This window comes from Streptomyces albireticuli (assembly GCF_002192455.1).
GTDB classification, from domain to species: Bacteria; Actinomycetota; Actinomycetes; order Streptomycetales; family Streptomycetaceae; genus Streptomyces; species Streptomyces albireticuli_B.
The window spans coordinates 3,423,547-3,449,555 of the sequence record NZ_CP021744.1 but is presented as its reverse complement, the minus strand read 5'-3'; the positions used below and the strand labels follow the sequence as shown (position 1 = coordinate 3,449,555).

The following is a 26,009-nucleotide window of genomic DNA, read 5'->3' as shown; positions in this document are numbered from 1 at the left end:
GCGACGACGGGTCACCCTTCGATAACGTCCGGGTGATCATTGAGTGGAAAGTGGAACGCCCGGCCGGAGTGGGGCGTTCCATGGAAGTGGGAAAACGGCGTCGCTACACGGGCGCGAAGACCACGGGGGTCGGCAGCTGGACGTAGCAACAGGCGACAGATAAGGGGCCACGACACATGGCTGGACTCGCGGTGGGTTATCCCATGTCGGAGGCCAGGGGCGGGTCCAACCCCGACACCAGCACGCTGTACGACATCAACGGCATCGCCAAGGCCGCCCCCAACTGGCTCGACCGCCTCGTCGAGTTCATCGGCGAGTACGGGATCGTCCTCGGACTCGGCGTGCTGATGCTCTTCGCCTGGTGGAGCGTGCGCAAGCGCGAGGACGCTCCGGCGGCCGTCGCCGCGCTGTGCTGGGCGCCGCTCGCCGCCGGGATCGCGCTGCTCGTCAACATCCCGATCCGAGGCTTCGTCAAGCGCCCCCGCCCGTTCCTCGATCACTCCGGCCTCGAGGTCCTGGTCAAGGGCAAGACCGACTACTCCTTCGTCAGCGACCACGCGACGCTGACCATGGCGCTCGGCGTGGGGCTCTTCGTCGCCCACCGCAAGTACGGCCTGATCGGGATCGCCCTCGCGTTCCTGGAGGGCTTCTGCCGGGTCTACATGGGCGTCCACTACCCCACGGACGTCATCGGCGGCCTCGCCCTCGGCACCGCCGTCGCCCTGCTGCTGGCGCCCCTCGCGATGATGCTGCTGACCCCGCTCGCCCGGCGCGTGGCGGGCACCCGCGCGGGCCGGCTCGTACGGTCGGACCGGGCCGTCCCGCCCGTCGTGGCCGCCGCCGGGCCCACCGGCCGGGGTCTCCCCGAGCAGCCGCTGCACCGGAACAACGACCTCGCCGCCTGACGGGCGGCCGGAGCGGCGGGGTCCGTGCCGGCCCGCCGCCCGGTTCCGCCGGGCGAGGCCACGGCGCGCGAGGCCCCGTCCCGGCCCCTCAAGGGCTCACAGAGCCTGCGGGAAGTCGAAGAGGCGGTTCGGGTCGTACCGCCCCTTCAGCTTCGTCAGACGGCCCTCGGCGTCCCCGTAGTAAGCCTTCCGCCAGTCCTTCAGGCCGGGGTCGGCGTAGTTCTGGTACGCCGCGCCCGACGCGTAGCGGCGCATCGCCGCGTGCGTGCCGTCCAGCCAGGACATCTGCGCCGCCCCGGAGCCGCCCGCCGCCCAGGACGTCAGGTACTGGGCGAGGAAGCGGGAGCGGCGGTGCACGAAGGCGGTCTCCAGGGGCTTGACGCGGTTGACCGCGCCGCCCAGCGCCGTCAGCTGGATCGCGGCGCCACCGCTGCCGCCTTTCTTGCTGAAACGTTCCATCTGGTCGGTCAGAGCGCGGTTCCCCGCCGCGCCCACCGGACGGTCGTAGAAGTCGGAGCGTGCCGCGTAGGTCTCCCGCTTCAGGGCGCCCGCGGACTCGCGGCCGGGCGTACCGCCCGGCAGATGGCATTGGGTGGTGGTCTTCTCGCCGCATCCCGCGTAGCCGCGGACCATCTCCAGGTGGGTCCGGCGGCGCAGCCGCACCCCGTTCGAGGCGCCGCCCACCTTGCCGACGAGCTGGTCGAGGCTGTTCGCCAGGTCGCCGTACGTGCCGAGCGAGTACGCCGAGACGGACACGCGCGGCGTGCCGCCGGCGGCGGCCGACAGGTCGCAGGACGACCAGATCTCGTCCGGGCGGCCCGGCCCCCACTCCTGCCAGACGCGCAGCACGTCGGCCGCCCGGGACCAGGGCCAGGAGACGTATCCGGCGACGCCGTCCGCGGCCTCGTGGGTGCGGAAGCGGAGTTCGGTCACGACGCCGAAGTTGCCGTTGCCCGCGCCGCGCAGGGCCCAGAAGAGATCGGCGGAACGGTTCGCGTCGCAGTCGACGGTCCTGCCGTCCGCCGTGACGACCGTGGCACCGGTGAGGCTGTCGCAGGTCAGGCCGTACGCGCGGGAGGTGACGCCGTGGCCGCCGCCGAGGGCGAGCCCGGAGACGCCGACGGTCGGGCAGGAGCCCGCCGGTATGGTCACACCGCGCGCGGCGAGGGCGGTGTACACGTCGATGAGCTTGGCGCCGGCCCCGACGACGGCCGTGCCTGCGGGCGGCGTACGGACCGTCCTGAGCCGGGAGACGTCGATGACGAGCCGGTCCGTACCGCTCGACCAACCGGCATAGCTGTGACCACCGTTACGTATGGATATCCGGGTGGTGTGGCGGCGGGCGAAGGCGAGGCACTCGGCTATGTCGTGGGTGTTGTCCACATAGGCGACGGCGGCTGGGCGCAGCCCGTCGAAGCGGGTGTTGTAGAGCTGGCGGGCCGTGGCGTAGTCCGCGTCGCCGGGGCGGACCAGGCCGCCGGCCAGGCCCTTGCCGAGTGCCGTCCAGTCCGCGGCGACCGCCTTGGTGCGCGGGACGGCCCTGCCGCTCGCGACCGGCACCCGGCCGGAGGGGCCGGACGGCGAGGCGTAGCCCGTGCTGTCACCGCAGGCGGCCGCCCAGACGCCGGCCGCGGCCAGGCCCGTACCGGCGGCCAGGAGGTGCCGGCGGTCCATGCCGCCGCCCCTCGCCTTCCTGAGGACGCCGCCCGGGACTCTGCCCGGTGGGCCCTCCGCGCCGCCCGTCGCCCGCTCCACGCGCCCGCCCCTGGCCATGCCGCCCCGCCACCCCACCGCTGTCCGTCGTTCGACCGCCTAGACAGATGGTGTACCCACGGAACCGGTTCCCTCACGTGCGGCGCCGGCGCCGGCGTGCGCCGCGGCGTCGTCGCGGGCGAGGGAGCGGGCCCGGCGGGCCGGGCCGCGCCAGCCGCACGTACAGCGGGCGCTACAGAAGGAGCCCGTCTCGGTGGTGCTCACGGAGTGGGCCGGGGTGAGGCTCGCGGTGGCTGTGTCGGACACGCCATCACCGTACCGGGCCGTGACGGCCGCCCCGGAGTGGTCGTTGACAGTAACGGGTTCCACAGGTGGTGGCAGCGGTGGCAGGGGGCTGACGGACATGGTGGTGCGGCGGCACGGACACAGGGGCGCGGTCGTCGCCAACGCGGTGGCGGGCGGGCTGGCCCTCGGGCTGCTGCTCTCCGGCTGCGCGGCCCAGGACCCCGTCGTCCCTGATGGCAGCGGGTTGCGGGAGGACCTGAAGAGCCTGAGCAGCCAGGCCCGCCCCGCGGGCGACGAGACCGATCCGCGCCGGGCGCGCGAGGCCCTGTCCCGCGCCGCCCGCGTGCTCGCGGGCGCCGGGGGCGCGAAGGTGCGCACGTCCATGGAGACGGTCAGCGGCGGCACCCGGCTCACCATCCACGGCCGCGGGCTCTACGACTTCTCCCGGCCGGCCGGGCAGTTGACGGTGCTGGTGCCCGAGGACGCCGCGGGCGCCGCCGAACACCGCCCGATCACCGAGGTCTTCACCCCCGGCAGGCTCTTCATGAAGAACCGCGGCGCCGGGGTCCCCGGGGACAGCTGGGTGCGGCTCGCCACGGCCTCGCTCGCCGACGGCAACCTCCTCACGAACGGCGCCACCGACCCGCTCGCGGCGGCCGAACTGCTCGGTGGTGCCCGGGAGGTGACATACATGCGGGACGAGCGGGTAGGCGGCGTCCGGGTGCGGCACTATTGGGGGACGATCGACCTCGGCAGAGCCGCCCGCGCGGCACCCGAGCGGGACCGCGAACCGTTGACCGTAGCGGCGAAAGGGTTCTCCAACGGCACAGTGGCGTTCGACGCCTACCTCGACGACCAGGGCCGCCCGCGGAGGGTGAGCCACCGCTTCAGCGTCGACGGCCGCGGGCGCGCCTCTTCCGCCTCACCGGTGGCCTCGGCGCCGCCGATGACCGTGGTCTCGACCGTCGAACTCTACGACTTCGGCACCCCGGTGCGGGTGGCCCTTCCCGCTCCCGCCGATATCTATGCGGGGACGGTGGGTTCGCCGCGGAAATAACGCGGCAGGGCGTAGTTGGCCATGGAAATGGTCCTTCTGTGCCATGCGCGCCATGTGTACCGATCACTACGCTGGTGAATCGGAGAGCGACCCCCTGACGGGGGGTGGAACAAGGGCCTGGAGGGCCTGAGCAGGCAAGAGCGGAAGACCTGGGCAGACCTGAGCAGAGCCGAGGAGGTGAATCACGTGGTTTCGCGACGCGGTTCGTCGGGCGGGCCGGATCCCGTGGCCCTCATCGAGATCGATCTCTACGGTGATCTGATGATCGCGGCGTCCAGTGCGGATGAGGATCGGCTGAGTCCGGATCGGATCGACGAGGTGCTCAGGGTTGTGCCGCGGGGGGAGTCCTCGGGGGACGGGTGCGGTGGCGGGGACGGGGGCTGAGGTGGTGGGCCCTGCGGGGCTTTCTCCCCTACCCGCCCCTTCCCGATCCCGGGGGCTCCGCCCCCGGACCCCCGGTCCTCAAACGCCGGACGGGCTGGATTGCCCGCTCTCCGGCCTTCGGGTGCGGCCGGGACAACTTGACCGTCCGGCCGCGCCGCCGTCACGTCCGCAGCAGCCTCGCGATCGCCGCCGTCGCCTCCGCGACCTTCGCGTCGATCTCGGCGCCGCCCTTGAGGGCCGCGTCCGCCACGCAGTGCCGTAGGTGCTGCTCCAGGAGCTGGAGGGCGAAGGACTGGAGGGCCTTCGTGCTCGCCGAGACCTGGGTGAGTATGTCGATGCAGTAGACGTCTTCCTCGACCATGCGCTGGAGGCCGCGGATCTGGCCCTCGATCCGGCGCAGGCGCTTGAGGTGCTGGTCCTTCTGGGCGCTGTAGCCGTGCGGGCCGTGCGCGGGCGCGGTGGCGGCGCCTGCCGGGGCCGGTGCGGCGCCGTGGCAGGACGGCGCGGCCGGCTCGGTGGTGCCGCCGCTCACGTCGGCTTCCGTCGTCATGCCGTCCGTCATGGCGTCCTCCGTCATTCCACCGCGCGGCCTTCGGCGCTCCGCGGGTCGGGGAGTTTTGCGCCCCTGTCGGGCGTATACCCCACTCGTATACCCCCGCTGGGTATATGGTACAGAAATTCGCCGCCGGAGGCGGTACCTGCCTTGGTGAGCACTCTGCCCGATGGGCGACACTGAGGGAATGCCAGTTAGCTGTGGCCCGATGATGCGCCTAGCATCAACGAGACCGAATCCGCTGCACCCCGAGGATCCCACGTGCGTTTTCGTCTGACCCCCAGGGAGACGAGCTTCTACGACATGTTCGCCGCCTCCGCGGACAACATCGTCACGGGCTCCAAGCTCCTGATGGAACTGCTCGGAGCGGACACGTCCGCCCGAGCCGAGATCGCCGAGCGGATGCGGGCAGCGGAGCACGCGGGGGACGACGCGACGCACGCAATCTTCCACCAGCTGAACTCCTCCTTCATCACGCCGTTCGACCGCGAGGACATCTACACCCTCGCCGGCTCGCTCGACGACATCATGGACTTCATGGAGGAGGCCGTCGACCTGGTCGTGCTGTACCAGATCGAGGAGCTTCCGAAGGGCGTCGAGCAGCAGATCGAGGTCCTCGCCCGGGCCGCCGAGCTGACCGCCGAGGCCATGCCGAACCTCCGGACCATGACCAACCTCACGGAGTACTGGATCGAGGTGAACCGTCTGGAGAACCAGGCGGACCAGATCCACCGCAAGCTCCTCGCCCAGCTCTTCAACGGCAAGTACGACGCCATCGAGGTGCTGAAGCTCAAGCAGATCGTCGACGTGCTGGAGGAGGCCGCCGACGCGTTCGAGCATGTCGCGAACACGGTCGAGACCATCGCGGTCAAGGAGTCCTGACCCCCGGTGGACACGTTTGCGCTTGTCGTGACCATCGCGGTCGCGCTCGGATTCACATATACGAACGGTTTCCACGATTCCGCGAACGCCATCGCGACCTCGGTCTCCACGCGGGCGCTGACCCCGCGCGCGGCCCTCGCGATGGCGGCGGTGATGAACCTCGCGGGTGCCTTCCTCGGCAGCGGGGTCGCCAAGACCGTCAGCAAGGGCCTGATCGAGACGCCGGTGGGCGACAAGGGGATGGGCATCCTCTTCGCCGCGCTGATCGGCGCGATCGCCTGGAACATGATCACCTGGTACTTCGGCCTTCCGTCGTCCTCCTCGCACGCCCTGTTCGGCGGCATGGTGGGCGCGGCGCTCGCGGGCGGTACGACCGTCATCTGGTCGGGCGTCGTCGAGAAGGTCGTCATCCCGATGTTCCTCTCGCCGTTCGTCGGCCTGATCATCGGCTATCTGGTGATGGTCGTGATCATGTGGATGTTCCGGAAGGCCAACCCGCACAAGGCGAAGCGCGGCTTCCGGATCGCCCAGACCGTCTCCGCGGCGGGCATGGCGCTCGGCCACGGTCTCCAGGACGCGCAGAAGACCATGGGCATCGTGGTGATGGCCCTGGTCATCGGTGATGTGCAGTCCATGGACGACGCGATCCCGCTCTGGGTCAAGCTGTCCTGCGCGATCACGCTCTCGCTCGGTACGTACGCGGGTGGCTGGCGGATCATGCGGACGCTCGGCCGCCGGATCATCGAGCTGGACCCGCCGCAGGGCTTCGCGGCCGAGACGACCGCCGCCTCGGTGATGTACACGGCGTCGTTCATGTTCCACGCGCCGATCTCGACCACGCACGTCATCACGTCCGCGATCATGGGCGTGGGCTCCACGAAGGGTTCGCGCGCCGTCCGCTGGGGCGTCGCCAAGAACATCGTGATGGGCTGGTTCATCACCATGCCGGCCGCGGCCGTCGTCGCCGCGTTCAGCTATTGGATCGTGAATCTCGCGTTCGGCTAGCGGTCGCGGGAGTACGAGAAGCGGACGGGCCCGCCCCCTGGTGGTCACAGGGGGCGGGCCCTTCGCCTTGCGGCGGCACCGCCATGCAGCGCCGCAAGGCGGCTCTCGGCGGGCTCAGCCGAAGCGGCCCGAGATGTAGTCCTCCGTGGCCTGCACCGACGGGTTGGAGAAGATCCGCTCCGTGTCGTCGATCTCGACCAGCTTGCCCGGCTGGCCGACGCCCGCGAGGTTGAAGAAGGCCGTACGGTCCGACACGCGCGCGGCCTGCTGCATGTTGTGCGTGACGATCACGATCGTGAAGCGCTCCTTGAGCTCGCCGATCAGGTCCTCGATGGCGAGGGTGGAGATCGGGTCGAGCGCCGAGCAGGGCTCGTCCATCAGCAGGACCTGGGGCTCCACGGCGATCGCCCGCGCGATGCACAGGCGCTGCTGCTGGCCGCCGGAGAGGCCCGCTCCCGGCTTGTTCAGCCGGTCCTTGACCTCCTTCCAGAGGTTGGCGCCCTGGAGGGACCGCTCCACGATCGCGTCCATCTCGGACTTGCGGACGCGGTCGCCGTTGAGCCGGATGCCCGCGGCCACGTTCTCGTAGATGGACATGGTCGGGAACGGGTTCGGGCGCTGGAAGACCATGCCGACCGTGCGGCGCACGGAGACCGGGTCGACGCCGGCGCCGTAGAGGTTCTCGTCGTCCAGCATCACCTTGCCCTCCACGCGGCCGCCGGGGGTGACCTCGTGCATCCGGTTCAGGGTGCGCAGGAAGGTGGACTTTCCGCAGCCGGACGGGCCGATGAAGGCCGTCACGGAGCGGGGCTCGACGGTCATCGAGATGTCGTCGATGGCCTTGTGGGCGCCGTAGAACGCGGAGAGGCCGCTGACGTCGATTCGCTTGGCCATGGGGATCACTTCTGCTTTCTGCTATCGCTGTCAGCGATGGGTCTTCGGGGCCTTCCAGCGGGCGATGCCGCGGGCCACCAGGTTGAGGATCATCACGAAGGCGATGAGGACGAGGGCCGCCGCCCAGGCGCGGTCGTAGCTGGCGTCGTTGCCGGCCGCCCACTGCTCGTAGATGTAGTACGGCAGCGAGGACTGGGCTCCGTCGAAGGGGTTGTTGTTGATCAGCTGGGAGCCGAAGACCAGCAGCACGATCGGGGCGGACTCACCGGCGATGCGGGCGACCGCGAGCATCACACCGGTGGCGATGCCGCCGATGGCGGTGGGCAGGACGACCTTGAGGATCGTGCGCCACTTGGGCACGCCGAGGGCCAGCGAGGCCTCGCGCAGCTCGTTCGGTACGAGCTTGAGCATCTCCTCGGTGGAGCGGACGACGACGGGCATCATCAGGATCGCCAGGGCCATCGACCCGGCGAAGCCGGAGTAGCCGAAGTCCAGCATCAGGATCCAGAAGCTGAGGATGAACAGACCGGCGACGATCGACGGGATGCCCGTCATGACGTCGACGAAGAAGGTGACCGCCTTGGCGAGCCGGCCGCGGCCGTACTCCACCAGGTAGACGGCGGTCAGCAGGCCGATCGGGGCCGCGATGGCGGTGGCGATGCCGACCTGCTCCAGGGTGCCGATGATCGCGTGGTAGACGCCGCCGCCGGGCTGGATGGTCAGCACGCCGGCCATGGAGTGCGTGAGGAAGTTGCCGTCGAGCACCTTGCTGCCGCGCGAGACCGTCTCCCAACCGAGGGAGACCAGCGGGATCACGGCGAGGACGAAGCAGACCCAGACCAGGCTGGTGGCCAGCCGGTCCTTGGCCTGCCGGCGGCCCTCGACGCGGGTCGCGAGGGCGTACATCCCGGCGACGAAGAGGAGGACGGCGATCAGGCCCCACTGGATGCGGCTGTGCAGCCCGGCGCCCAGGCCGATGCCCACGCCCACGGCCACCGAGGCGGCGGCGAGGGCGGCCGGGGTCCAGCGGGGGAGGCGCGGCTGGCGCAGGGGCCGGGAGGCGCCCGGGACGTCGTCGGCGACCAGCGGCTCGTTCATGGTCACTCCGCTCATGCCGTGTACTCCTTGCGGCGCGCGATGATCAGGCGGGCGGCGCCGTTGACCAGCAGGGTGAGGACGAAGAGCACCAGACCGGAGGCGATCAGGGCGTCCTTGCCGATCTCACCGGACTCCTTGAAGCTGCTGGCGATGTTCTGCGCAAACGTTCCGCCGCCGGGGTCCAGCAGGCTCTTGCCGATCTCGAAGCTGGGGGAGAGGACCGTCGCGACGGCCATGGTCTCGCCGAGCGCGCGGCCGAGGCCCAGCATCGAGGCGCTGATGACACCGGAACGGCCGAACGGGAGGACGGCCATCCGGATGACTTCCCAGCGGGTCGCGCCGAGCGCGAGCGCGGCCTCCTCGTTCATCTTCGGGGTCTGGAGGAAGACCTCGCGGCTGACGCTGGTGACGATCGGCAGGATCATGATCGCCAGCAGGATGCCGATGGTGAAGAGGGAGCGGGCGGCGCCGTCGTGGTACGCGAAGATCCCGGTCCAGCCGAGGTAGTCGTCGAGCCAGCTGTAGAGGCCGCCGAGGTGGGGCACCAGGAAGAGGGCGCCCCAGAGGCCGTAGACGATGGACGGCACGGCGGCGAGCAGGTCGATCACGTAGGACAGCGGGGTGGCCAGCCGGCGGGGCGCGTAGTGCGAGATGAAGAGCGCGATGCCGATGGCGACCGGGACCGCGATGAGCATCGCGATGACCGAGCTGACCACGGTGCCGAAGGCCAGGACGGCTATGCCGAAGACCGGCGGGGTGCCGTTGGCGGTCCACTCGAAGGTGGTGAAGAAGTTGCCTTCGTTCTTCGAGAGGGCGCTGGTGGCCCGGACGGTGAGGAAGACCGCGATCGCGGCCATGATCACCAGGAGCAGGATGCCGGAGCCCCGGGAGAAGGCGAGGAAGATGCGGTCACCCGGTCGGGTGGCCGACTTCGTCCGGGCCGCGGTGGCGGGCCCGCCGGCCGGTGGCGGTGGTGAGTCTGCGGTGGCTGAGGATATTTCCATGGGTTTCTCCGGTCTGCGGGGCCGGCTCGCGGATGAGCGCGGCCCCTGGCGCGGCGGTGCACCGGACGGTGCGGCCGGGACCCGGTCCGGGTCCCGGCCGCACACGGGTCAGGCGAGGCTCGCGACGGCCTCGCGGACCTTCGTCGCGATCTCGGCGGGCAGCGGGGCGTAGCCGAGGTCCTTGAGGACGGACTGGCCGTCCTCGCTCGCGATGTAGGTCAGGAAGGACTTGGTGGCGGGCAGGGTCTCGGCCTTGTTGCCCTTGTCGCCGACGACCTCGTACGTCACCAGGGTGATCGGGTAGGCGCCCTCGGCCTTGGTGGCGTAGTTGAGCTTGAGCGCGAGGTCCTTGCCGGTGCCGGTGATCTTGGCCTCGGCGATCGCCTTGGAGGCGTTGTCCGAGGTGGCCTCGACCGGGGCGCTGGCGCCGGTGTTCAGCTTGACCGTGTCGATCTTGTTGGCGGTGGCGTAGGAGAGCTCGAAGTAGGAGATGGCGCCGTCGGTCTGCTTGACCTGCGAGGACACACCGGCCGAGCCGTCGGCGGACTGGCCGCCCTTGGGCTTCCAGGCCTTGGCGGGCTCGTACGGCCAGGACTTGTCGGCGGCGGCCTTGAGGTACTTGGTGAAGTTGTCCGTGGTGCCCGACTCGTCCGAGCGGTGGAACGCCTGGATCTTGAGGTCGGGGAGCTTGGCGTCCTTGTTGAGCTTGGCGATCGCCGGGTCGTTCCACTTGTCGATCTTGTTGTCGAAGATCTTGGCGAGCGTGTCCGCGTCCAGGACCAGGTCCTTCACGCCGGGGACCTTGTAACCCACGGCGATGGGGCCGCCGACCAGGGGCAGGTTGATGCCCTGACCGCCCTTGACGACCTCCTTGGACTTGGTGACCTCCTCCGGCTTGAGCGCGGAGTCGGAGCCGGCGAAGGCGGTCTTGCCCTGGAGGAACTCCTGGATGCCCGCGCCCGAACCGGTGGGCTTGTAGTTGATCTGGATGTCCTTGCAGGCCGCCATGAAGTTCTTGACCCACAGGTCCATGGCGTTCTTCTGCGCGGACGAGCCCGAGGCCAGCAGCTGGCCCTTGCCCTCGCACTTGATGTTGCCGGCGGCCTTGGTGGAGCCACCGCCGGTGGAGCCGCCGCCGCTGTTGTCGTCCGAGCCGCACGCCGTGAGGACCAGGGCGCCGGAGACGGCGATGGCGCCGAAGGCGACGGCGCGGAGCCGGTTCTTGCGCTGAAGCTTCACTTTCGGGTGTTCCTTCCGGGAGCCGCCGCTGGGGCGGCGTGCGAGAGGTGGGTGGTGCTCATGTTGCTCTGGTCGTGCCACGAGGGTGAGGGCCGTTCGGACGGTGGGGCTCACACCTTCTAGCCCCGAAATTAGGCAGAACAGGTGAAGCGGTCGAAGGGTGAGAGTGAACGGAGGGTGAACCTCACCCGTCAGGGTGGTGGCCCGGCGGAAAGGCCGATTTCCCCACCGAGTGTGACGCAGATCTCTGTCGGTTTCCGGGTGGCCATGGCAGCATCCGTGTCTCACGTGACGGTATGTCAGACATGGGGGCGGACGCCGCGGAGGTGGCCTGTGAGGCGGTACGGCAGGGGTACGGGCGGGTACGCGATAGCGCTGACGGCGCTGGTCTGGGCGGTCGCCGTGCCCGGTGTGGCCTTCGCGGACGCGAAGCCGCCGACGCGGAGCCTGGAGGACGTGCACAAGGAGGTGGAGGGCCTCTACCGGCAGGCGGAGGCGGCCACCGACGCGTACAACGCGGCGGACGAGGCGACCCGCCGCCAGGAGAAGTCGATCGTGGAGATCGCGAAGAACGCGGCCGCCGCGCAGGAGCGGATGAACCGGCTCCGTAACCAGGCCGGCTCGCTGGCCCGCGCCCAGTACCGCGACGGCTCCATGCCGCCCCAGGTGCGGCTCTTCCTCTCGGCCTCCCCGCAGACCTTCCTGGAGGGCCTCGCGCTCACCCATAAAGGGGAGGCCGCCACGCGCGGTCTGATCGCCGAGGCCGCCGCCACCCAGAAGGACCTCGACGGCTACGCGAAGGCCGCGAGCAAGCGCTGGCGCACCCTCGACGACGAGCGCAAGCGCAAGGAGAGCGCCAAGCGGGAGATCGAGTCCAAGCTGTCGGCCGCCAGGGCGCTGGAGTCGCGGCTGGAGGAGAAGGAGAAGGAGCGGCTGCGGCAGCTGGAGGAGGAGCGGGCCCGGCAGCAGCAGAAGCAGTGGCTCTCCTCCGACGCCGTGAAGGGCGTCACCCTCAAGGACGCCGGCTCGGCGACGGGCGACGGCAAGCGGGCCGTCGCCTTCGCGACCGCCCAGATCGGCAAGAACTACGTGTGGGGCGCCGAAGGCCCCGACACCTTCGACTGCTCGGGCCTGACCCTGAAGGCCTGGGCAGCCGCCGGCCGGCCCATACCGCGCACCTCGCAGGAGCAGTGGCGCCAGCTGCCCAAGGTGGACGTCAAGGACATGCGCCCCGGCGATCTGATCATCTACTTCGCGGACGCGAGCCATGTGGGGATGTACGTGGGCGACGGCACGATGGTGCACGCGCCGCGGCCCGGCCGGCAGGTGACGATGGCGGGGGCGGGGACGATGCCGGTGCTCGGGGTGGTGCGGCCGGGGTAGTGCCCCGCGGGGCCGTTTCCCCTGCCCGGGGGCTTCGCCCCCGGGCACCCTTTCCGCTCCGCGCGGTGGCCTCGAATGCCGGCCGGGCCGAGATCAGCCCGCCAGCGCCGCCTCGAAGGCTTCGAAGGCCGCCGCGTCGAAGAGGACGAAGCGCGCCTCCGTGACGCCCGAGCCCGTCTCCTCCGCCGCCTCCGTGACCGCCCGGACCGCGATCCGCGCCGCGTCCGCCATCGGCCAGCGGTAGACACCTGTGGAGATCGCCGGGAACGCGACCGTACGGGCGCCCAGCTCGTCCGCCACCCGCAGCGACTCCCGGTAGCAGGACGCGAGGGTCGCGGAGCGGTCCTCGTCGGGCGAGAAGACCGGGCCCACCGTGTGGATCACCCAGCGGGCGGGCAGCCGGCCCGCGGTCGTGGCGACGGCCCGGCCGGCCGCCAGACCGCGCCCGTAGTGGCCCGCCCGCAGGTCACGGCAGGCGGCCAGGATCTCGGGCCCGCCGCGCCGGTGGACGGCCCCGTCCACGCCGCCCCCGCCCAGCAGGGAGCTGTTCGCCGCGTTCACGACGGCGTCGACGGCCTGCTCTGTGATGTCGCCCCGGACGAGCGTGATGTATGTCATCGAGTGATTCTCTCCGACCGCGCCAAATGCATTTCCGGCTAGGGCATATGACAGCGGCGAGTGGCTTCGTTCCATTCCGTTCGACCGTGCCTGACGCTATGGTCGCGTTCGGTACCCGCCGGTCGGCGGGTCCGCACTCCCGGGGGGAACGGAAGGAAACCACCACCATGCCCGTACCCGCGCCGAGGCCCGCGGAGCCCTCCGCGACGCCGCCCGACGCCGGGCTGACCCTCCTGGTGATCGAGAGTGATCCCGCCGGACCGCTGTCGGTCCCGGAGATCACCGGCATGTCCGGGGCCGTGGGCGGTCCCGTGGCCAAGCCCTTCCGCGTCCGCACGGCCCGCAACCTCACCGAGGCGGAGCGGCTGCTCACCGACGACGTCGACTGCGTCCTCCTCGACCTCACCACGCCGCCCGCCGACGGCACGGACGAGCTGGCCGCCCTGCACGAGGTGCTGCGGCTGGCCCCGCGCCACGCCGTACTCGCCCTGACGGCGGAGGCCGACGCCGAACGCGCCGCGGAGGCCGTGCGCGCCGGGGCGCAGGACTACCTCTTCCGCGAGGAGCTCGACGGCCGGGTGCTCGGCCGCGCCATCCGCTACGCCATCGCGCGCAAGCGCGCCGACCTCACCCAGCGGCAGCTCACCGAATCCCGGCTGCGCGCCCAGGAGAACGCCCGGCTGGAGCGCGGCCTGCTGCCGACCCCGCTGCTGGCGGGCTCCGGCCTGCGCTTCGCCGCCCGTTACCGGCCGGGCCGCAGCCGCGCCCTGCTCGGCGGCGACTTCTACGACGCCGTGCGGACGCCCGACGGCACCGTGCACGCGATGATCGGTGACGTCAGCGGGCACGGCCCGGACGAGGCCGCGCTCGGCGTCGAACTGCGCATAGCGTGGCGGGCGTTGACCTTCGCCGGGCTCTGCGGCGACGAGCTGCTCGCCACCTTGCAGCAGGTCCTGGAGCACGAGCGGGCGGACGAGGAGACCTTCGCGACGCTCTGCGCCGTCGACATCTCGCCGGACGGGCGGCGGGCCGGGCTGAGCCTGGCCGGGCACCCCGCCCCGCTGTTCGCCGTTCCCGGGCAGGCGCCCCGGCTGCTGCCGCAGGACGACGGCGGCCCGGCGCTCGGCCTGCTCCGGCGCGCCCGCTGGCCGCGCACCCAGGTCGAACTCGGCGGCCACTGGAGTCTGATGATGTACACGGACGGCCTGATCGAGGGGAAGATCGGGGCCGGTTCCGAGCGCCTCGGCCAGGACGGCATGGTCGAATTGATCACCCGTCAGGTGAAGGACGGGCTCCGGGGCGAGGCGCTGCTGGAGGCCGCGGTGGCGCGGGTCCAGGAGCTCAACGGCGGGGAGCTGACGGACGATCTGGCGGTGCTGCTGCTGGATCGGGGCGACCGGGGTGCCGGCCGGGACGGGCGGGTCGAGGGTGGTGGGCTGCGGGTGATTCCGGCGCAGGCGTCGGCGTCGACGTCGGCGCTGTCGGATCTCCAGGTCTGAGGGGGCGGGGGCTTTTTCCCCTACCCGCCCCTTCCCGTAACTGGGGGCTTCGCCCCAGACCCCTTTCCGCGCTGACGCGCGGTGTCCTCAAACGCCGGACGGGCTGAATCGTCACCCGGTACCGGGAAGGGGCGGGGGAAAGCCTGCCGCCGGCCCCTGCCGCCTACCGCCGGCCGTTGTACGGGCCGTACGGCCCGTCCGAGCTGGAGCCGCCGCGTCGCGGCCCGCGCCCGCCCGAGGCGTGCTTGAGGGCGGGGCGGACGTCCACCACGTAGACGATCGTGGCGATCAGTCCGAGGATCGGCAGGAAGCCGAAGACGCCCATGAAGAGGTTCACCGCGGCCGCCACGCCCAGGATGATCAGCCAGAAGGCCTTGGACTGCTTGTCCGCCGCGCGGTAGGCGTCCTCGCGGTGGACCGCGGCGTTGACGAACGCGCACAGGGCGAAGGCGAGCAGGCCGACGGACACCCAGGACATGACCTCGTTGAAGCCTTCTACCAGCACGTCGCTCACCTCTTGCTCTTGCCGGTCCTCTGTCGGGGCGCCTGGCGGCGGTCCGACGCCACCGTACCGGGAGAACGATCCGGGCACGGGATATGTGCCCGGATGTTCCCGGTCCGGCGACGCGCCCGCCGGTGCTTACTGCTGCTCGTCGCCCGCCTTGGCGTCCGCCTTCTTGGCGGTGGTCTTGCGCGCCGTGGTCTTCCGCGCGGCGGGCTTGGAGTCGGCGGCCTCGTCCGTGCCTTCCTGCGGCGCGGTGGCGTCGTCGCCGGCCTGGGCGTCGGCCCGGGTGCCGGCCTGCTCGTCGGCGGGCTTGGCGCTGTCCGGCTCGATGGCCACGGCGATGTCCGTGACCTCCTCGGCGACCTCGCCGCGCCAGGTCTGCACGGCGACGCGGCCGCGCTCGGCCAGCTTCTCGTAGGTCTCGCCGGCCTTGGCCGCGACCCCGACCGCCTGGCCGACGCCCTGGAGCGCCAGGTCCTGCGCGGTCTGGCTGAGCTTCTTGAAGTCGGTGTCGAGGGCCCCGACGATCTCCGCGAACTTCGCGGAAGCGGTGGCCTGGGCCTCCTTGGCCCGCTGGGTCACCTTCTCCTGCACGGCCTTGGGGTCGGTGTTCTTGAGCTGCTGGAAGCGCTCGGGGGCCTCGGCGACGAGCTGGCCGATCTTCTCGGCGGTCAGGTCGGCGGCGCCCGCCGCGGCGTACGCGGTGTCGGTGGCGACCTTGCGGATGTCTTCGGTGGTGGCCATGGCGATGGTCTCCCGGATCAGCTCGGAGGGTTGCTGTCGTCGTCCGTCGCGAGCCCGTTCTCCTTGCGGAAGGACTCGTAGATCTGGAGCAGCGCCTGCTTCTGCTGCTCATTGATCGAGGGGTCGGCGAGGATCACGCTGCGGACCTCCGCCTCGTCCCGGTCCCGCTCGTCGAGGATCCCGGCCTGCACGTACAAGGTCTCGGCGGAGATCCGCAGCGCCTTGGCGATCTGCTGGAGGATCTCGGCGCTCGGCTTGCGCAGGCCGCGCTCGATCTGGCTGAGATACGGGTTGGACACTCCGGCGGCGTCGGCGAGCTGCCGCAGGGTGAGCTGGGCGTTGCGCCGCTGCTCCCGCAGGTACTCACCGAGATTGCCGACGTTGAGTGATGCCATGCGGACGATGCTGCCCCACGTTGCTAACTTTTGCAAGCGCCTGCTTGCAAAAGTTCCCGGAAGGGCGTGTGGCCGAGCGCTACAGGTGGTCCCTGAGCATCGAAGACGCCCACAGGGTGCGCTCGGCGGCCTCCTTGTGAAGTGAATCACAACGGATGGGTGTCACGGTTCTCCGGTCCGAGGTGTCTCGATGTGCGTCCGGGGAGAGGAGCCGGGGTGCGACGACCGCGCACCGGCCGACGCGCCGGGGAGAGGAAGGGGTGGGATCCGGATATGGGCGAGGACGCGTTCACCGAGCACCGTCCGCTGCTGTTCACCATCGCCTACGAGATGCTGGGCAGCGCTTCCGACGCCGAGGACGTGCTCCAGGAGAGCTATCTGCGGTGGAGCGCGGTCGATCCGGCCGAGGTCGAGCACCCGCGCGCCTATCTGGTCCGGGTGGTGACCCGGCAGGCCCTCAACCACCTGCGCGCGGTCAAGGCCCGGCGCGAGGAGTACGTCGGTACGTGGCTGCCCGAGCCGATCCGCACCGCGCCCGGGGTCGGCGAGGACGCCGTCCTGGCGGAGTCGGTGTCGATGGCGATGATGCTCGTCCTGGAGACGCTGAACCCGACCGAGCGCGCGGTGTTCGTGCTGCATGACGTGTTCGGCTACACCCACGGCGAGATCGCCGCCTCGGTCGGCAAGGCCGAGCCCACCGTCCGGCAGATCGCCCACCGGGCGCGGCGGCACGTCCACGCGCGGCGCCGCCGCTTCGAGCCCGATTCGGCCGCCGGCCGGGAGGTCGTCCGGCGGTTCCTGCGCGCGGCGGCGACCGGCGAGGTCCAGGCGCTGATGGACCTGCTGGCGCCCGACGTCGTGGTGTTCGCCGACGGCGGCGGGAAGGTCTCCACCGTCCGCCGCCCCGTCAGCGGCCGCGACGACGTGGCCCGGTTCGTCCTCGGCGTGACCCGCGCCGGCACCTCGACGGACCGGTTCGAGCACCTCACCTGCAACGGCATGCCCGCGGTCCGGTTCCCCGCCGACGGGGGACCCGGCTGGCTGCTCGCGTTCGAGATCGACGACGGACGCGTCACCGGCCTCTACGGCATGCGCAACCCGGACAAGCTGCACCGCGCCGACGCGGTGCGCCCACTCGACAGAGGAGGAAGCCCGCCGTGGAAACCATGACCGTGGAACGAGTCGTCCACGCCCCGATCGACGAGGTCTTCGACTGGCTCACCACGACCACCAACTACACGCGCTCGCCCATGGTGCTGCGCTGCCGCCTGACCCGGCGCGGCGAGACCGCGCCCTACGGTGTCGGCGCGGTGCGCGTCCACCTCTGGACGATCGGCTGGTTCCGGGAGCGCATCACCGGTTACGAGCCGCCGTACTCCACCGAGTACGTCGTCGAGCGCAGCCTGCCGCCGGCCCGGCACGAGCTCGGCCGTATGACGTTCTCCGAGGTCGACGGCGGCACCCGGGTCGTGTGGACCACCCGCGCCGAGATACCCGTCCCGCTGCTCGGCCCGTTCCTCACCCGGCGCGTCGCGAAGCCGATCATCACCGGCACCTTCCGTAACATCCTCGACGCCGCCGACAGCGCGCTGTCCCGGCACCCGGGCCGGAAGCGGGCCTGACGGCCGGCGGCTCCGGTCCACGGTCCGGGCTTGCGGTTGCCGCAGCGTCAACTCCTACGGTCTTCCGTGTGGCCGGAAAGACCGGCCCGGCGAGGGGAGCGGCACGATGGCCTGGTCGATCGCGGACGTGGCCCGGATGTCCGGGGTGACGTCCCGGACGCTGCGGCACTACGACGAGATCGGCCTGCTGCCGCCGGCGTGGATCGGGAGCAACGGGCACCGCTACTACGAGGAGGCTGATCTGCTGCGGTTGCAGCAGATCCTGCTGATGCGGGAGCTGGACCTGGGACTGCGCGAGATCCAGGCGGTCCTGGACAGTCAGGTCGACCGGGTGGCCGTGCTCCGCGAGCACCACCGGCGGCTGCTGACGGAGCGGGACCGGCTGGAGACGCTGGCCCGCACGGTCGGCCGCACCATCGCCGAACTGGAGGAAGGCGAGGACGACGACGCCATGACGAAGATCAACAGGCCGGAGAACCTCTTCGAGGGGTTCGAGTCAGCCGCCACCGACGACGCGGAGGTGCGCGAGCGGTGGCCGGAGGCGTGGGAGGAGTCCCGGCGGGCCGTCGACGCGATGACCGCCGAGGACATGGAGCGGTGGCAGCGGGAGGTGACGGCCCAGATGATCCGCTTCGCGGAGTACATGGCGGCCGGCACGCCGGTCACCGACCCGGAGGTACAGGCCGAGGTGGACGTCCACTACCAGGGCGTCTGCCGGTTCTGGACCCCGAACGCGGTCGCGTACAAGGGGCTGGGACAGACGTACGTCGACGATCCCCGGATGCGGGCGAACTACGACAAGATCGCGGAGGGGCTGGCGGGGTATCTGCGGGACGCGATGGTGGTTTACGCGGAGGGGCGGCTGGGTTGAGGGGGTGAGCCCTGCGGCGTCCGGGGTGCGGGGTGCGGGGGTTGGGCCTTGGGCCTCGGGAGGGGTGCCTGGCGCGGGCCGGTACGTCCGTTCCGTCGGAGTCCGCCTAGGTCCGCCTAGGTCCATCGGGGGTCGTCGGGGCGGTCGGCGCTCCCAGCCACGCGGGGGTATGGCTGGGCGTGGGGCCGCCGCTGCGCGGGGCTTTTCCCCAGCCCCGCCCCTTCCCGAAACCAGGGGCTCGCCCCCGGGCCCCCGTTCCGCGCTGACGCGCGGTGTCCTCAAACGCCGGACGGGCTGGATTTGCCTCCTGCCCGAGGTCGGCTCTCCCATGCGCCAGAGGCTGCTCCCCTGGGGCGAGGTCGCTTTCCTTGCACTCCTGGGGACGGGGCCGAGGACCGGGGTCCGGGGCGGAGCCCTGGTTGGGGGAAGGGGCGGGGTGGGGGAAGTCCCCCGGCCCCGCTCGCGTCACGCGTACATCTCGCCGAGCTCGCTCGACTGGAACGCGGCCTTGTCGTTCACGCCGATGACATACCCGTCGATGTCGCGGAAGTAGAACATCCGCTGTCCCGTCCCGTCGGTCGTGACGTCCTTGACGATCTCGGCGTGCCGGCTGACGAGTTCGCGGAAGCCGTCCAGGTCATCCACGCCGAGGTAGAACATGCCGGCGAAGCCGACGGGGGTGTCGGCGAGGACGGGCAGCCAGTTCTTGAGATCGGCGTTGCTGTAGAGCATCGCGCAGAACTCGCCCTGGTGGACGAGCATGTGGATGTCGTCACCGGGGCGGGCGGTGCTGGAGTCCACGTCGAAGCCGAGCTGCTTGTAGAAGGTGATGCTGGCGGTGGTGTCCTTGACGCTGATGCAGGGGGCGAAGGGCATGGCGCTGGTCCTTACGGGGCCGTGGGGGGAGAGTGCGGTGCCGGCGTGCGGGCTCAGGCGGCCGCGTCGGGGGCGGAGGCGGCGCTGACGCAGAACGGCTGGCCGGACGGGTCCAGCAGGACCGTCCAGTGGTCGCCGCCCGGCTGGTGGCCGGGCTTGGTGGCGCCCAGTTCGAGCAGGCGTCGCTCGGCGGCCGGGACGTCGTCGAACTTCAGGTCCAGGTGGAAGGGCAGGTCCTCCGCGGGCCAGTTCGGGGCCCGGAATCCCTTGGCGGTGTAGAAGACGTAGACCGTGCTGCCGTCGGTGACGAGGAAGGCGGTGGGGACGCCGTTCTCGTCCGGGAACTCCTGGGCCACCTGCCAGCCGAGGGCGGCCGCGTAGAAATCGGCGAGCGTGCGGCCGTCGTGCCCCCAGAAGGCGTAAGAGGAGACGGTTCCGGTGGGGGTGGTGGTGCCTGCGGGCATGTAGCTCACTCCGGTGGATGGGGCCTAATGAGTAGTACATACGTACCGTAGCGCGCCCCCAGGGTGTGTGCAATACGGACATAGGGTGCAGTTTGGAGGGGTTGGGTGGGGGCGCGGGGCCTCGTATGGGCGTCGTCGTGCCGAATGTGCTGGTCGGGGGCGCAGTACAGTACGTCTGTACTTTCCCCTCTTTCCCCGGATGATCAGGAGCCCCGACCGTGACCGCCGACCCGCCCGCCCGGCGCCGCCGCGACCCCGAACGCCGTATCGCGGAGATCACCGCCGCCACGGAGCGTGTCATCGCCGGACGGGGCATCGAAGGGCTCACCCACCGCGCGGTCGCCGACGAGGCCGGTGTGCCGCTGGGGGCCACCACGTACCACTTCGCCACCAAGGACGACCTGATCCTCGCGGCCCTACGGCGCGCGTACGAGCGCTACGCCGCGATGCTGGAGGAGTGGGTGGCCCAGCGCCCGGAGCTCACCACGAACCAGCTCGTCGTCCTCCTCACGGACGCGCTCATGGGCTGCTACGGGCCCCACCGCGACCGGGAGGTCGTCCAGATGGAGCTCTACCTCGCCGCCCTGCGCCGGCCCGCGCTGCGCCCCATCGCCGACCTGTACACCGAGGCGACCATGAACGCGCTCCTGCCGTATGTCGACCGGCCGACGGCGCGGGCCGCCACGGCCGCCATGAACGGGCTGACCATGTCCGGCCTTGCCGCGTCCCTGCCGCCCGGCCGGGCCGAGGTCGAGGACGTCCTGCGGCGTGTCCTCACCCCCAACCCCGCGCTCCCCGACGCCACGGAGGCGTGATCCGGGGCGCGATGGCGCGATGATCGGCTGGTCATCATTCATCGCAGGGTCATACAAGCGGTCCGGGGGAGGGTGCGGCCGGACCCGGGTTCGGCGGGCCTGCACGTGGTGCCGTCCCCGCCGGCCGCACCGCCGTGACGCGGCGCGCGGCCGTGTTCCCGGTGAACCGTGACTCCGGGTGGGAACGTGGGGTACGCGCGCCCACCGGGAGGGCGAAATCCCCGTGTGGCGCGCGGACTTCGGCGCGCATGCCGGGTGGGGCGGAGCCCGCGAGGGGTGGTGCGCTGCCGCTCGGGGTGTGCGCCTTGAGTGGGCGCCGTTGCATCGGGTGGGGCGAGGGTCGGGCGTGGCCCGGTGCCTCTATGCGGCGGGTGCGGGCGCTTCTTGGGCCTCGGTGGCCTCGCTCTGCGGGTTCTCCGCGTTCTTCGTCTTCTCCGCGTTCTCCGCCTCGAGCGTGGCGATGCGTTCCTTGCCCCATGCGCCCAGTGGGGCGAGCGCCGCGTTGAGTTCGTGGCCGCGGCCGGTCAGGGAGTACTCGACCTTCGGCGGGACCACGTCGTAGACCTCGCGGTGGACGATGCCGTCCGCTTCCAGCTCGCGGAGCTGCTGGGCCAGGACCTTCTCACTGACACCGGGGAGGAGGCGGCGGGTCTCGCCGAAACGGCGGGGGGCTTCGCCGAGGGCCCAGAGGATGAGGACTTTCCACTTGCCGTCTATGACGTCTATGGCGGCGTCGAGGCCGCATGTGTAGTGCTTCATGGTGTCCCCTGGGTGGTCCGGTGTGTCCGGGGTCAGGGTAGGGGGTGGGCGTGGGAGCGGCTTGGTGGCGCGGGGGTGCGCCTGCGGCGGGCTTGTTCCCCACCCCGCCCCTTCCCGAACCGGGGCTCCGCCCCGGACCCCGGTCCTCAAACTCCCCCAGCTACCGCTGGGAGGTGCCCCCAGACGGGCTGAGTTGTCGCCCGGAACCGGGCGGGATCGCCGCCCCTGAGCCAAGGGATTGCCGCCCTCATGGCGGAGAAGGTCGGCCTCGGCCGGGGGCGGTATCCGGCCCGGCTGAGGGCGCCTCCCAGCGGTGGTCGGGCGAGCTTGAGGCCGCTGGGCATCAGCGTGTCCGGAGGCCCGGGGCTTGCCTGCCACACGGCGGAGCCGCGCATCGGACGGAGCGGGAATCCCGGCTCGGGCAGGCGAAGGATCCAGCCCGGCTCGGGCATCTTCCGGCTGTAGCCGGGAGTTTGACGCCGCCACGCCGCCACGCCGCCACGCCGCCACGCCGCCACGCCGCCACGCCGCCACGCCGCCACGCCGCCACGCCGCCACGCCGCCACGCCGCCACGCCGCCACGCCGCCACGCCGCCGGGGGTCCGGGGGTCCGGGGACTTTCCCCCGGTTTCGGGAAGAGGCGGGGCTGGGGAAAGGGCCCCGCGCAGCGGCCAACCCGTCGCACCGCCCTACGGACATGTTCCTGCCACCGGCCCGAGCGGGGGTGTGGCCGGTGGCAGGAAGTTCATGGGTGGACAGGGATGTTCACGGGCCGGGAGGCCCGGAGGGCTCGGGCTCCCGGGAGCCCGAGGGTGCGGGCCCTGAAGGTGCGGCACCCCGAAGGCTCAGCATTCCGAAGGCCCAGTCCCTGAGCCGTTCAGTCCCCGAGCCGTTCAGTCCCCGAGCCGTTCAGCCCCTGAGCCTTTCAGGCCCTGAACCTTCAGCACTTGAACCTTCAGCACTTGAACCTTCAGGCCCTGAACCTTCAGGCCCTCAAAGGCTCACGCACCGTACGGACGCGCCTCCCGCGCCTCCCGCAGGGACAGCGCCCACCACGCCAGCTGGTCGAGCATGACCTTCGCCGCGCCCGCCGCGGCCGTCGCGCCTTCCTCGTCCAGGATGGTGCCCTCGTCGTCGAACTTGCCCCAGGGCAGGTGGAAGCTGACGGCGTCGCGGATCGTGACCGCGTGGAGCTCGGCGAAGACCGGGCGCAGGTGCTCGACCGCGCGGAGGCCGCTGGCGAGGCCGCCGTAGGAGATGAAGGCGACCGGCTTGGCGCGCCACTGGGTGTAGTGCCAGTCGATGAGGTTCTTGATGGTGGCCGGGTAGCTGTGGTTGTACTCCGGCGTCACGACGATGTAGGCGTCGGCCGCCTCCAGTCGCGGGCTGACCTCGGCGAGCAGGGCGGCGGTCTCCGGGTCGGGCTCGTTGCTGAGGGCCATCGGCAGCGGGTGGTCGGCCAGGTCGATCACGTCGACCTCGACGTCCTCGCGCAGGTCGAGCTGCTTGTCGAGCCACTTCTTCACCGTGGGGGCGAAGCGACCGTCGCGGGTGGATCCGATGATGACGGCGAGGCGGTACGTGTTCTCGGACATGGTGTCCCTCTCTCGGAGTTCCGGCGGTCGGGTCCGCGCTCCGCCTCGTCGGCGGGCTGTTGAACCGTTGATGGAATCGTGCGACCTCAAGTCCGGTCGAGGTCAAGACGAGACAATTAATCGGTCGTAATTGCCCGGCAAAGTCCGGTAATTACCGGCTGGATCAAGCCGGGCCGGGCCGGCGCCTTCCCCGACCCAGAAAACGGAATGTGTGATTCAGTGTCAGAAGACGTCCGGGCACCACGGCCGGCGCGCCGTCCGCAGTAGTCCGTCCGCGACCGCGAGGGCACCGGCCCGCTCCTCGGACACCCGCCCCAGCACGGCCAGCCGCGAGGGCGCCTCGTCGCCGAGGGCCAGCGTGCCCAGCTCGGCCACGTCCAGGGCGAGTTCCGCGCCGCGCGCCGTAGGCACGCACGTGGCGCCCTCCGGCCCGGCCTCCAGCAGGAACCGCCCGTTCGCGAGTCCGGCGCGGTCGGTGACGTCGAGGACCAGCGAACCGGACGTCGTGTACGTACGCCCCGTCAGCAGCGCGGGCACGTCCAGCGGGCGCACCCACAGGTAGTCGGCGTGGGTGACCGTCCGGGCCGCGCGCGGATCGGGCAGCAGCAGCGGCAGGACGTCGTCGGGGGCGCGGTACCCCGTGCGGACCCGGGCCACCAGGTCCGTCGACAGCAGGTAGTGCCACAGGGCCCGTTCGGCCTCCGGGGAGACCGCGAGGAGGTCCAGGACCTGGACGGTGTGCTGCGGGACCTTGGCCTCCCAGCAGTCGTCGGACGTGTAGGAGAGCAGGCCCTCGACGACGCCTCCCGGCGACCGGTACAGCGCGTAGAACGGCTCGGCCCACGGCCGGTCGTCCACCGCCAGGGCACCCGTGTTCCGCAGCCACCAGCGCTCCGGGCGGTCGATCAGCCCGTGCCGGGCCGCCCGCAGCCGCTCGTGCAGTCCGGGGCCGTGCTCGCGGACCCCGGCGGGGTCGGTGAGATCCACCCGCCCGCCGTCCGAGGGGCCGGCGTAGCGCGGGTCGAGTCCGGCGCGGGCGACGTCCACCTCCCACTCGGTGGTCCAGGTGGCCGGCCCGAAGCCGTAGCGCCCGTAGATGGGGTACTCGGCGGCTATGAGCGTCGACGCCACGTCGCCGCGCTCCTTGGCGGCCCGCGCGTCGCTGTCCAGCATGCGGCTGAGCAGCCCGCGCCTGCGGTGCGTCGGCGAGACGGTGACGTTGCTGAGCGCGTTCACGGCGACGTCGGCGCCCCCGGGGAGCGTGAGCCGCTGGGCGAAGCTGCGGAACGTGGCCACGCAGCGCCCGGCGTCGAACGCGCCCTGGGTCCGTTCCGCGTCGAAGGCGCCCCGGGCGTCTCCGGAGGCCGTCATCAGGGTGCGGCGGGACTCGACCTCCTCCTTGCTCACCGCGGGGGAGCGGAGGAAGCCGGTGTGCAGGGCACGGATCCAGTCGGGAAGGTCGAGTTCGGTGATCGTGCGGACTTCGGGGCTCATGCGATCACGCTAGGGGGCGGCGTGCGGAGATCCCACCGGATATTCGGGCGGCCGAAAGGGCGGAGGGGGCCCGGCCGGAGGGGGCGCGGCCGGAGGGGCGCGGAGGAGGCCCGGACGGAGGGTGACGGGGCCGCAGGGGGTGTCCCGGAATGCTGCCGGATATTTGCGGGCGGCGACGGTTCGGAGCACCTGCGACAGGAACGGCTCCCGCCCGTAAATATCCGATTCCGGGACACCCCCGGAGGCCCCGGCACCCGGCCCACGACACGGCACCGGCGACCTCCGGGCCCCGCGCTCCCGGCCCGCCACGCCCTCAGAACGCCGCCCTGACCTCCCCACCCGCTCCCCGCCACCCAGCAGCGGCGTCTCCGCGATGCGCGCCACGACCGGCGACTCGACGCCCAGCAGCTCCAGACCGCGCGCCAGCACCGGCCCGGTAGCCCGCATCGCACCGTCGTCGATCTTGAACGCCAGCGCCCGGCCGTCCGGCAGGGCCACGGCCTGCACGGCCTCGGCGCCCATCTTCGACAGGGCGCCCGGCACCGAGCGCATCAGCCACGTGTCGGGGCGGCGCGTGCCCGCCACGTACTCCGGGTGGGCGCGCATGGCGTCCGCGACCCGGCGCTCCGGCGTGCCCGGCTCCGCCAGGACGAAGCTGCGGAAGGCGCGCGCCAGGCCGGTCAGGGAGATCGCCATCAGGGGGGCGCCGCAGCCGTCCGTGCCGACGTGGCCGACGCGCTCGCCGCTCGCCTCCTCCACGACCTGGAGGGTGAGCCGCTGGAGCGGGTGCCCGGGCGCGAGGTAGCTCTCCACCGGCCAGCCGTTGCGGGCGCAGGCCGCGATCATGGCCGCGTGCTTGCCGGAGCAGTTCATCGTGACCCGGTCGCGGACGTGGCCCGCCGCCAGGTAGAGCTCCGCCTCCGCCGGGTCGTACGGAAGGTCCGGCGGCGTCTGAAGCTCGGCCTCGGCGACGCCGAGCTCCGCGAGCATCTTCCGCACCAGATCCAGGTGGAACGTTTCTCCGGAGTGGCTGGCGGCCGCCAGCGCGAGCCGCTCCCCGGACAGCTCCAGACCGGCCCGCAGCACGGCAGCCGCCTGCATCGGCTTGTTCGCCGAGCGGGGGTAGACCGGGCCGGCCACGTCGCCCAGGGCGAGCTCCACGCCGCCGTCCGCCGCCAGCACCACCAGCGAGCCGCGGTGGTGGCCCTCGACGAAGCCGGAGCGCACGACCTCGGCGAGGACCGGGGGTATGAGGGTGTCGGCGGCCGCGGCAGCGACAGGGGTCGAGGAGGTCATCGTCGGCCTTCCGGGGGAGGTGGTGCGGACCGCCCCCGGCCGATCACGGGTGGA

At 71.6% G+C, this 26,009-nt stretch carries 27 protein-coding genes and 1 pseudogene; 11 read left to right on the top strand and 17 right to left on the bottom strand.

What is annotated here, in order from left to right:
• Positions 1–176 precede the first annotated feature (176 nt).
• The gene (locus SMD11_RS14605; protein ID WP_087926885.1) at positions 177–905 is read left to right on the top strand and encodes a phosphatase PAP2 family protein; all 729 of its coding nucleotides are present in this window, start codon (positions 177–179) and stop codon (positions 903–905) included.
• Between the two features lie 96 nt (positions 906–1,001).
• Here SMD11_RS14605 and SMD11_RS14600 read toward each other — a convergent pair whose 3' ends face one another.
• Together SMD11_RS14600 and SMD11_RS14595 are read right to left on the bottom strand one after the other, a co-directional pair.
• The gene (locus tag SMD11_RS14600) at positions 1,002–2,579 is read right to left on the bottom strand and encodes an FAD-binding oxidoreductase (protein WP_087926884.1); all 1,578 of its coding nucleotides are present in this window, start codon (positions 2,577–2,579) and stop codon (positions 1,002–1,004) included.
• A 138-nt stretch (positions 2,580–2,717) separates the two neighbouring features.
• Complete coding sequence (locus tag SMD11_RS14595) at positions 2,718–2,924, bottom strand: hypothetical protein (RefSeq protein WP_087926883.1); 207 nt, start codon at positions 2,922–2,924, stop codon at positions 2,718–2,720.
• A 97-nt stretch (positions 2,925–3,021) separates the two neighbouring features.
• Between SMD11_RS14595 and SMD11_RS14590 the strand changes: the two genes are divergently transcribed.
• Together SMD11_RS14590 and SMD11_RS36400 are read left to right on the top strand one after the other, a co-directional pair.
• On the top strand, positions 3,022–3,960 hold the full coding sequence (locus SMD11_RS14590; protein ID WP_087926882.1) for a hypothetical protein: 939 nt from the start codon (positions 3,022–3,024) through the stop codon (positions 3,958–3,960).
• A 186-nt stretch (positions 3,961–4,146) separates the two neighbouring features.
• On the top strand, positions 4,147–4,344 hold the full coding sequence (locus SMD11_RS36400) for a hypothetical protein (RefSeq protein ID WP_087926881.1): 198 nt from the start codon (positions 4,147–4,149) through the stop codon (positions 4,342–4,344).
• 160 nt (positions 4,345–4,504) lie between these two features.
• Here the strand turns inward: SMD11_RS36400 and SMD11_RS14580 are convergent, their stop codons facing one another.
• Positions 4,505–4,894, bottom strand: a complete 390-nt coding sequence (locus SMD11_RS14580; RefSeq protein WP_199844064.1) for a metal-sensitive transcriptional regulator — start codon at positions 4,892–4,894, stop codon at positions 4,505–4,507.
• A gap of 264 nt (positions 4,895–5,158) precedes the next feature.
• Here SMD11_RS14580 and SMD11_RS14575 point away from each other — a divergent pair, with 264 nt between their 5' ends.
• Entirely contained in the window at positions 5,159–5,779 is a 621-nt protein-coding gene (locus SMD11_RS14575; RefSeq protein WP_087926880.1) for a DUF47 domain-containing protein, read from the top strand.
• 6 nt (positions 5,780–5,785) lie between these two features.
• Positions 5,786–6,784 carry an inorganic phosphate transporter gene (locus SMD11_RS14570; RefSeq protein ID WP_087926879.1) on the top strand — a complete coding sequence of 333 codons (999 nt, stop codon included), beginning with the start codon at positions 5,786–5,788 and terminating at the stop codon, positions 6,782–6,784.
• A 114-nt stretch (positions 6,785–6,898) separates the two neighbouring features.
• Here SMD11_RS14570 and pstB read toward each other — a convergent pair whose 3' ends face one another.
• The 4 genes from pstB to pstS all read right to left on the bottom strand — a co-directional run bounded on the left by pstB (position 6,899) and on the right by pstS (position 11,019).
• Positions 6,899–7,678 (bottom strand): phosphate ABC transporter ATP-binding protein PstB, encoded by a 780-nt coding sequence (gene pstB, locus SMD11_RS14565; protein WP_087926878.1) that lies wholly within the window; start codon positions 7,676–7,678, stop codon positions 6,899–6,901.
• Positions 7,679–7,708: 30 nt separating this feature from the next.
• Entirely contained in the window at positions 7,709–8,776 is a 1,068-nt protein-coding gene (gene pstA, locus SMD11_RS14560; RefSeq protein WP_087930505.1) for a phosphate ABC transporter permease PstA, read from the bottom strand.
• 11 nt (positions 8,777–8,787) lie between these two features.
• Entirely contained in the window at positions 8,788–9,780 is a 993-nt protein-coding gene (pstC, locus tag SMD11_RS14555) for a phosphate ABC transporter permease subunit PstC (RefSeq protein ID WP_087926877.1), read from the bottom strand.
• A gap of 108 nt (positions 9,781–9,888) precedes the next feature.
• On the bottom strand, positions 9,889–11,019 hold the full coding sequence (gene pstS / locus SMD11_RS14550) for a phosphate ABC transporter substrate-binding protein PstS (protein ID WP_087926876.1): 1,131 nt from the start codon (positions 11,017–11,019) through the stop codon (positions 9,889–9,891).
• 333 nt (positions 11,020–11,352) lie between these two features.
• On the opposite strand from pstS, the gene SMD11_RS14545 reads away from it, so the two are divergent.
• A complete protein-coding gene (locus SMD11_RS14545) occupies positions 11,353–12,402 on the top strand; it encodes a C40 family peptidase (RefSeq protein WP_234366038.1) in 1,050 nt (349 codons plus the stop codon).
• Positions 12,403–12,495: 93 nt separating this feature from the next.
• On the opposite strand, the gene SMD11_RS14540 is transcribed toward SMD11_RS14545, so the two are convergent.
• The gene (locus SMD11_RS14540) at positions 12,496–13,020 is read right to left on the bottom strand and encodes an O-acetyl-ADP-ribose deacetylase (protein WP_087926875.1); all 525 of its coding nucleotides are present in this window, start codon (positions 13,018–13,020) and stop codon (positions 12,496–12,498) included.
• 167 nt (positions 13,021–13,187) lie between these two features.
• On the opposite strand from SMD11_RS14540, the gene SMD11_RS14535 reads away from it, so the two are divergent.
• Positions 13,188–14,519 carry a PP2C family protein-serine/threonine phosphatase gene (locus SMD11_RS14535; RefSeq protein WP_087926874.1) on the top strand — a complete coding sequence of 444 codons (1,332 nt, stop codon included), beginning with the start codon at positions 13,188–13,190 and terminating at the stop codon, positions 14,517–14,519.
• 163 nt (positions 14,520–14,682) lie between these two features.
• Here the strand turns inward: SMD11_RS14535 and SMD11_RS14530 are convergent, their stop codons facing one another.
• From SMD11_RS14530 to SMD11_RS14520, 3 genes are all read right to left on the bottom strand, one after another.
• Positions 14,683–15,024: a DUF2516 family protein gene (locus tag SMD11_RS14530; RefSeq protein ID WP_087930503.1), complete on the bottom strand. Its 342-nt coding sequence runs from the start codon at positions 15,022–15,024 to the stop codon at positions 14,683–14,685.
• 135 nt (positions 15,025–15,159) lie between these two features.
• Complete coding sequence (locus SMD11_RS14525; protein WP_087926873.1) at positions 15,160–15,768, bottom strand: hypothetical protein; 609 nt, start codon at positions 15,766–15,768, stop codon at positions 15,160–15,162.
• 17 nt (positions 15,769–15,785) lie between these two features.
• Positions 15,786–16,163 carry a helix-turn-helix domain-containing protein gene (locus SMD11_RS14520; RefSeq protein WP_087926872.1) on the bottom strand — a complete coding sequence of 126 codons (378 nt, stop codon included), beginning with the start codon at positions 16,161–16,163 and terminating at the stop codon, positions 15,786–15,788.
• A 273-nt stretch (positions 16,164–16,436) separates the two neighbouring features.
• On the opposite strand from SMD11_RS14520, the gene SMD11_RS14515 reads away from it, so the two are divergent.
• The 3 genes from SMD11_RS14515 (at position 16,437) to SMD11_RS14505 (ending at position 18,656) form a co-directional block, all read left to right on the top strand.
• Complete coding sequence (locus SMD11_RS14515; protein WP_087926871.1) at positions 16,437–17,333, top strand: RNA polymerase sigma-70 factor; 897 nt, start codon at positions 16,437–16,439, stop codon at positions 17,331–17,333.
• Entirely contained in the window at positions 17,321–17,785 is a 465-nt protein-coding gene (locus SMD11_RS14510; protein ID WP_087926870.1) for an SRPBCC family protein, read from the top strand. The genes SMD11_RS14515 and SMD11_RS14510 overlap by 13 nt, the downstream gene beginning before the upstream one ends.
• A gap of 106 nt (positions 17,786–17,891) precedes the next feature.
• Entirely contained in the window at positions 17,892–18,656 is a 765-nt protein-coding gene (locus tag SMD11_RS14505) for a MerR family transcriptional regulator (RefSeq protein ID WP_087926869.1), read from the top strand.
• A gap of 465 nt (positions 18,657–19,121) precedes the next feature.
• On the opposite strand, the gene SMD11_RS14500 is transcribed toward SMD11_RS14505, so the two are convergent.
• Both SMD11_RS14500 and SMD11_RS14495 read right to left on the bottom strand, forming a co-directional pair.
• Positions 19,122–19,532 (bottom strand): VOC family protein, encoded by a 411-nt coding sequence (locus SMD11_RS14500; protein ID WP_087926868.1) that lies wholly within the window; start codon positions 19,530–19,532, stop codon positions 19,122–19,124.
• Between the two features lie 53 nt (positions 19,533–19,585).
• The gene (locus tag SMD11_RS14495) at positions 19,586–19,996 is read right to left on the bottom strand and encodes a VOC family protein (protein ID WP_087926867.1); all 411 of its coding nucleotides are present in this window, start codon (positions 19,994–19,996) and stop codon (positions 19,586–19,588) included.
• 218 nt (positions 19,997–20,214) lie between these two features.
• Here SMD11_RS14495 and SMD11_RS14490 point away from each other — a divergent pair, with 218 nt between their 5' ends.
• The gene (locus SMD11_RS14490; protein WP_087926866.1) at positions 20,215–20,811 is read left to right on the top strand and encodes a TetR/AcrR family transcriptional regulator; all 597 of its coding nucleotides are present in this window, start codon (positions 20,215–20,217) and stop codon (positions 20,809–20,811) included.
• 360 nt (positions 20,812–21,171) lie between these two features.
• Here the strand turns inward: SMD11_RS14490 and SMD11_RS14485 are convergent, their stop codons facing one another.
• The 4 genes and pseudogenes from SMD11_RS14485 to SMD11_RS14465 all read right to left on the bottom strand — a co-directional run bounded on the left by SMD11_RS14485 (position 21,172) and on the right by SMD11_RS14465 (position 25,955).
• Positions 21,172–21,570, bottom strand: a complete 399-nt coding sequence (locus SMD11_RS14485) for a winged helix-turn-helix transcriptional regulator (RefSeq protein ID WP_087926865.1) — start codon at positions 21,568–21,570, stop codon at positions 21,172–21,174.
• A 1,001-nt stretch (positions 21,571–22,571) separates the two neighbouring features.
• Positions 22,572–23,165, bottom strand: a complete 594-nt coding sequence (locus SMD11_RS14475) for an NADPH-dependent FMN reductase (protein ID WP_087926864.1) — start codon at positions 23,163–23,165, stop codon at positions 22,572–22,574.
• A gap of 222 nt (positions 23,166–23,387) precedes the next feature.
• On the bottom strand, positions 23,388–24,659 hold the full coding sequence (locus tag SMD11_RS14470) for a GNAT family N-acetyltransferase (RefSeq protein WP_087926863.1): 1,272 nt from the start codon (positions 24,657–24,659) through the stop codon (positions 23,388–23,390).
• A 313-nt stretch (positions 24,660–24,972) separates the two neighbouring features.
• Positions 24,973–25,955, bottom strand: a pseudogene (locus SMD11_RS14465) (asparaginase).
• Positions 25,956–26,009: the final 54 nt, after the last annotated feature.

Coding starts and splice junctions, on each gene's coding strand:
- SMD11_RS14605 (WP_087926885.1), top strand. CDS start 177: ATGGCTGGACTCGCGGTGGGTTATCCCATGTCGGAGGCCAGGGGCGGG.
- SMD11_RS14600 (WP_087926884.1), bottom strand. CDS start 2,579: ATGGACCGCCGGCACCTCCTGGCCGCCGGTACGGGCCTGGCCGCGGCC.
- SMD11_RS14590 (WP_087926882.1), top strand. CDS start 3,022: ATGGTGGTGCGGCGGCACGGACACAGGGGCGCGGTCGTCGCCAACGCG.
- SMD11_RS14580 (WP_199844064.1), bottom strand. CDS start 4,894: ATGACGACGGAAGCCGACGTGAGCGGCGGCACCACCGAGCCGGCCGCG.
- pstB (WP_087926878.1), bottom strand. CDS start 7,678: ATGGCCAAGCGAATCGACGTCAGCGGCCTCTCCGCGTTCTACGGCGCC.
- pstA (WP_087930505.1), bottom strand. CDS start 8,776: ATGAACGAGCCGCTGGTCGCCGACGACGTCCCGGGCGCCTCCCGGCCC.
- pstC (WP_087926877.1), bottom strand. CDS start 9,780: ATGGAAATATCCTCAGCCACCGCAGACTCACCACCGCCACCGGCCGGC.
- SMD11_RS14540 (WP_087926875.1), bottom strand. CDS start 13,020: ATGACATACATCACGCTCGTCCGGGGCGACATCACAGAGCAGGCCGTC.
- SMD11_RS14535 (WP_087926874.1), top strand. CDS start 13,188: ATGCCCGTACCCGCGCCGAGGCCCGCGGAGCCCTCCGCGACGCCGCCC.
- SMD11_RS14525 (WP_087926873.1), bottom strand. CDS start 15,768: ATGGCCACCACCGAAGACATCCGCAAGGTCGCCACCGACACCGCGTAC.
- SMD11_RS14520 (WP_087926872.1), bottom strand. CDS start 16,163: ATGGCATCACTCAACGTCGGCAATCTCGGTGAGTACCTGCGGGAGCAG.
- SMD11_RS14515 (WP_087926871.1), top strand. CDS start 16,437: ATGGGCGAGGACGCGTTCACCGAGCACCGTCCGCTGCTGTTCACCATC.
- SMD11_RS14505 (WP_087926869.1), top strand. CDS start 17,892: ATGGCCTGGTCGATCGCGGACGTGGCCCGGATGTCCGGGGTGACGTCC.
- SMD11_RS14500 (WP_087926868.1), bottom strand. CDS start 19,532: ATGCCCTTCGCCCCCTGCATCAGCGTCAAGGACACCACCGCCAGCATC.
- SMD11_RS14495 (WP_087926867.1), bottom strand. CDS start 19,996: ATGCCCGCAGGCACCACCACCCCCACCGGAACCGTCTCCTCTTACGCC.
- SMD11_RS14485 (WP_087926865.1), bottom strand. CDS start 21,570: ATGAAGCACTACACATGCGGCCTCGACGCCGCCATAGACGTCATAGAC.
- SMD11_RS14475 (WP_087926864.1), bottom strand. CDS start 23,165: ATGTCCGAGAACACGTACCGCCTCGCCGTCATCATCGGATCCACCCGC.
- SMD11_RS14470 (WP_087926863.1), bottom strand. CDS start 24,659: ATGAGCCCCGAAGTCCGCACGATCACCGAACTCGACCTTCCCGACTGG.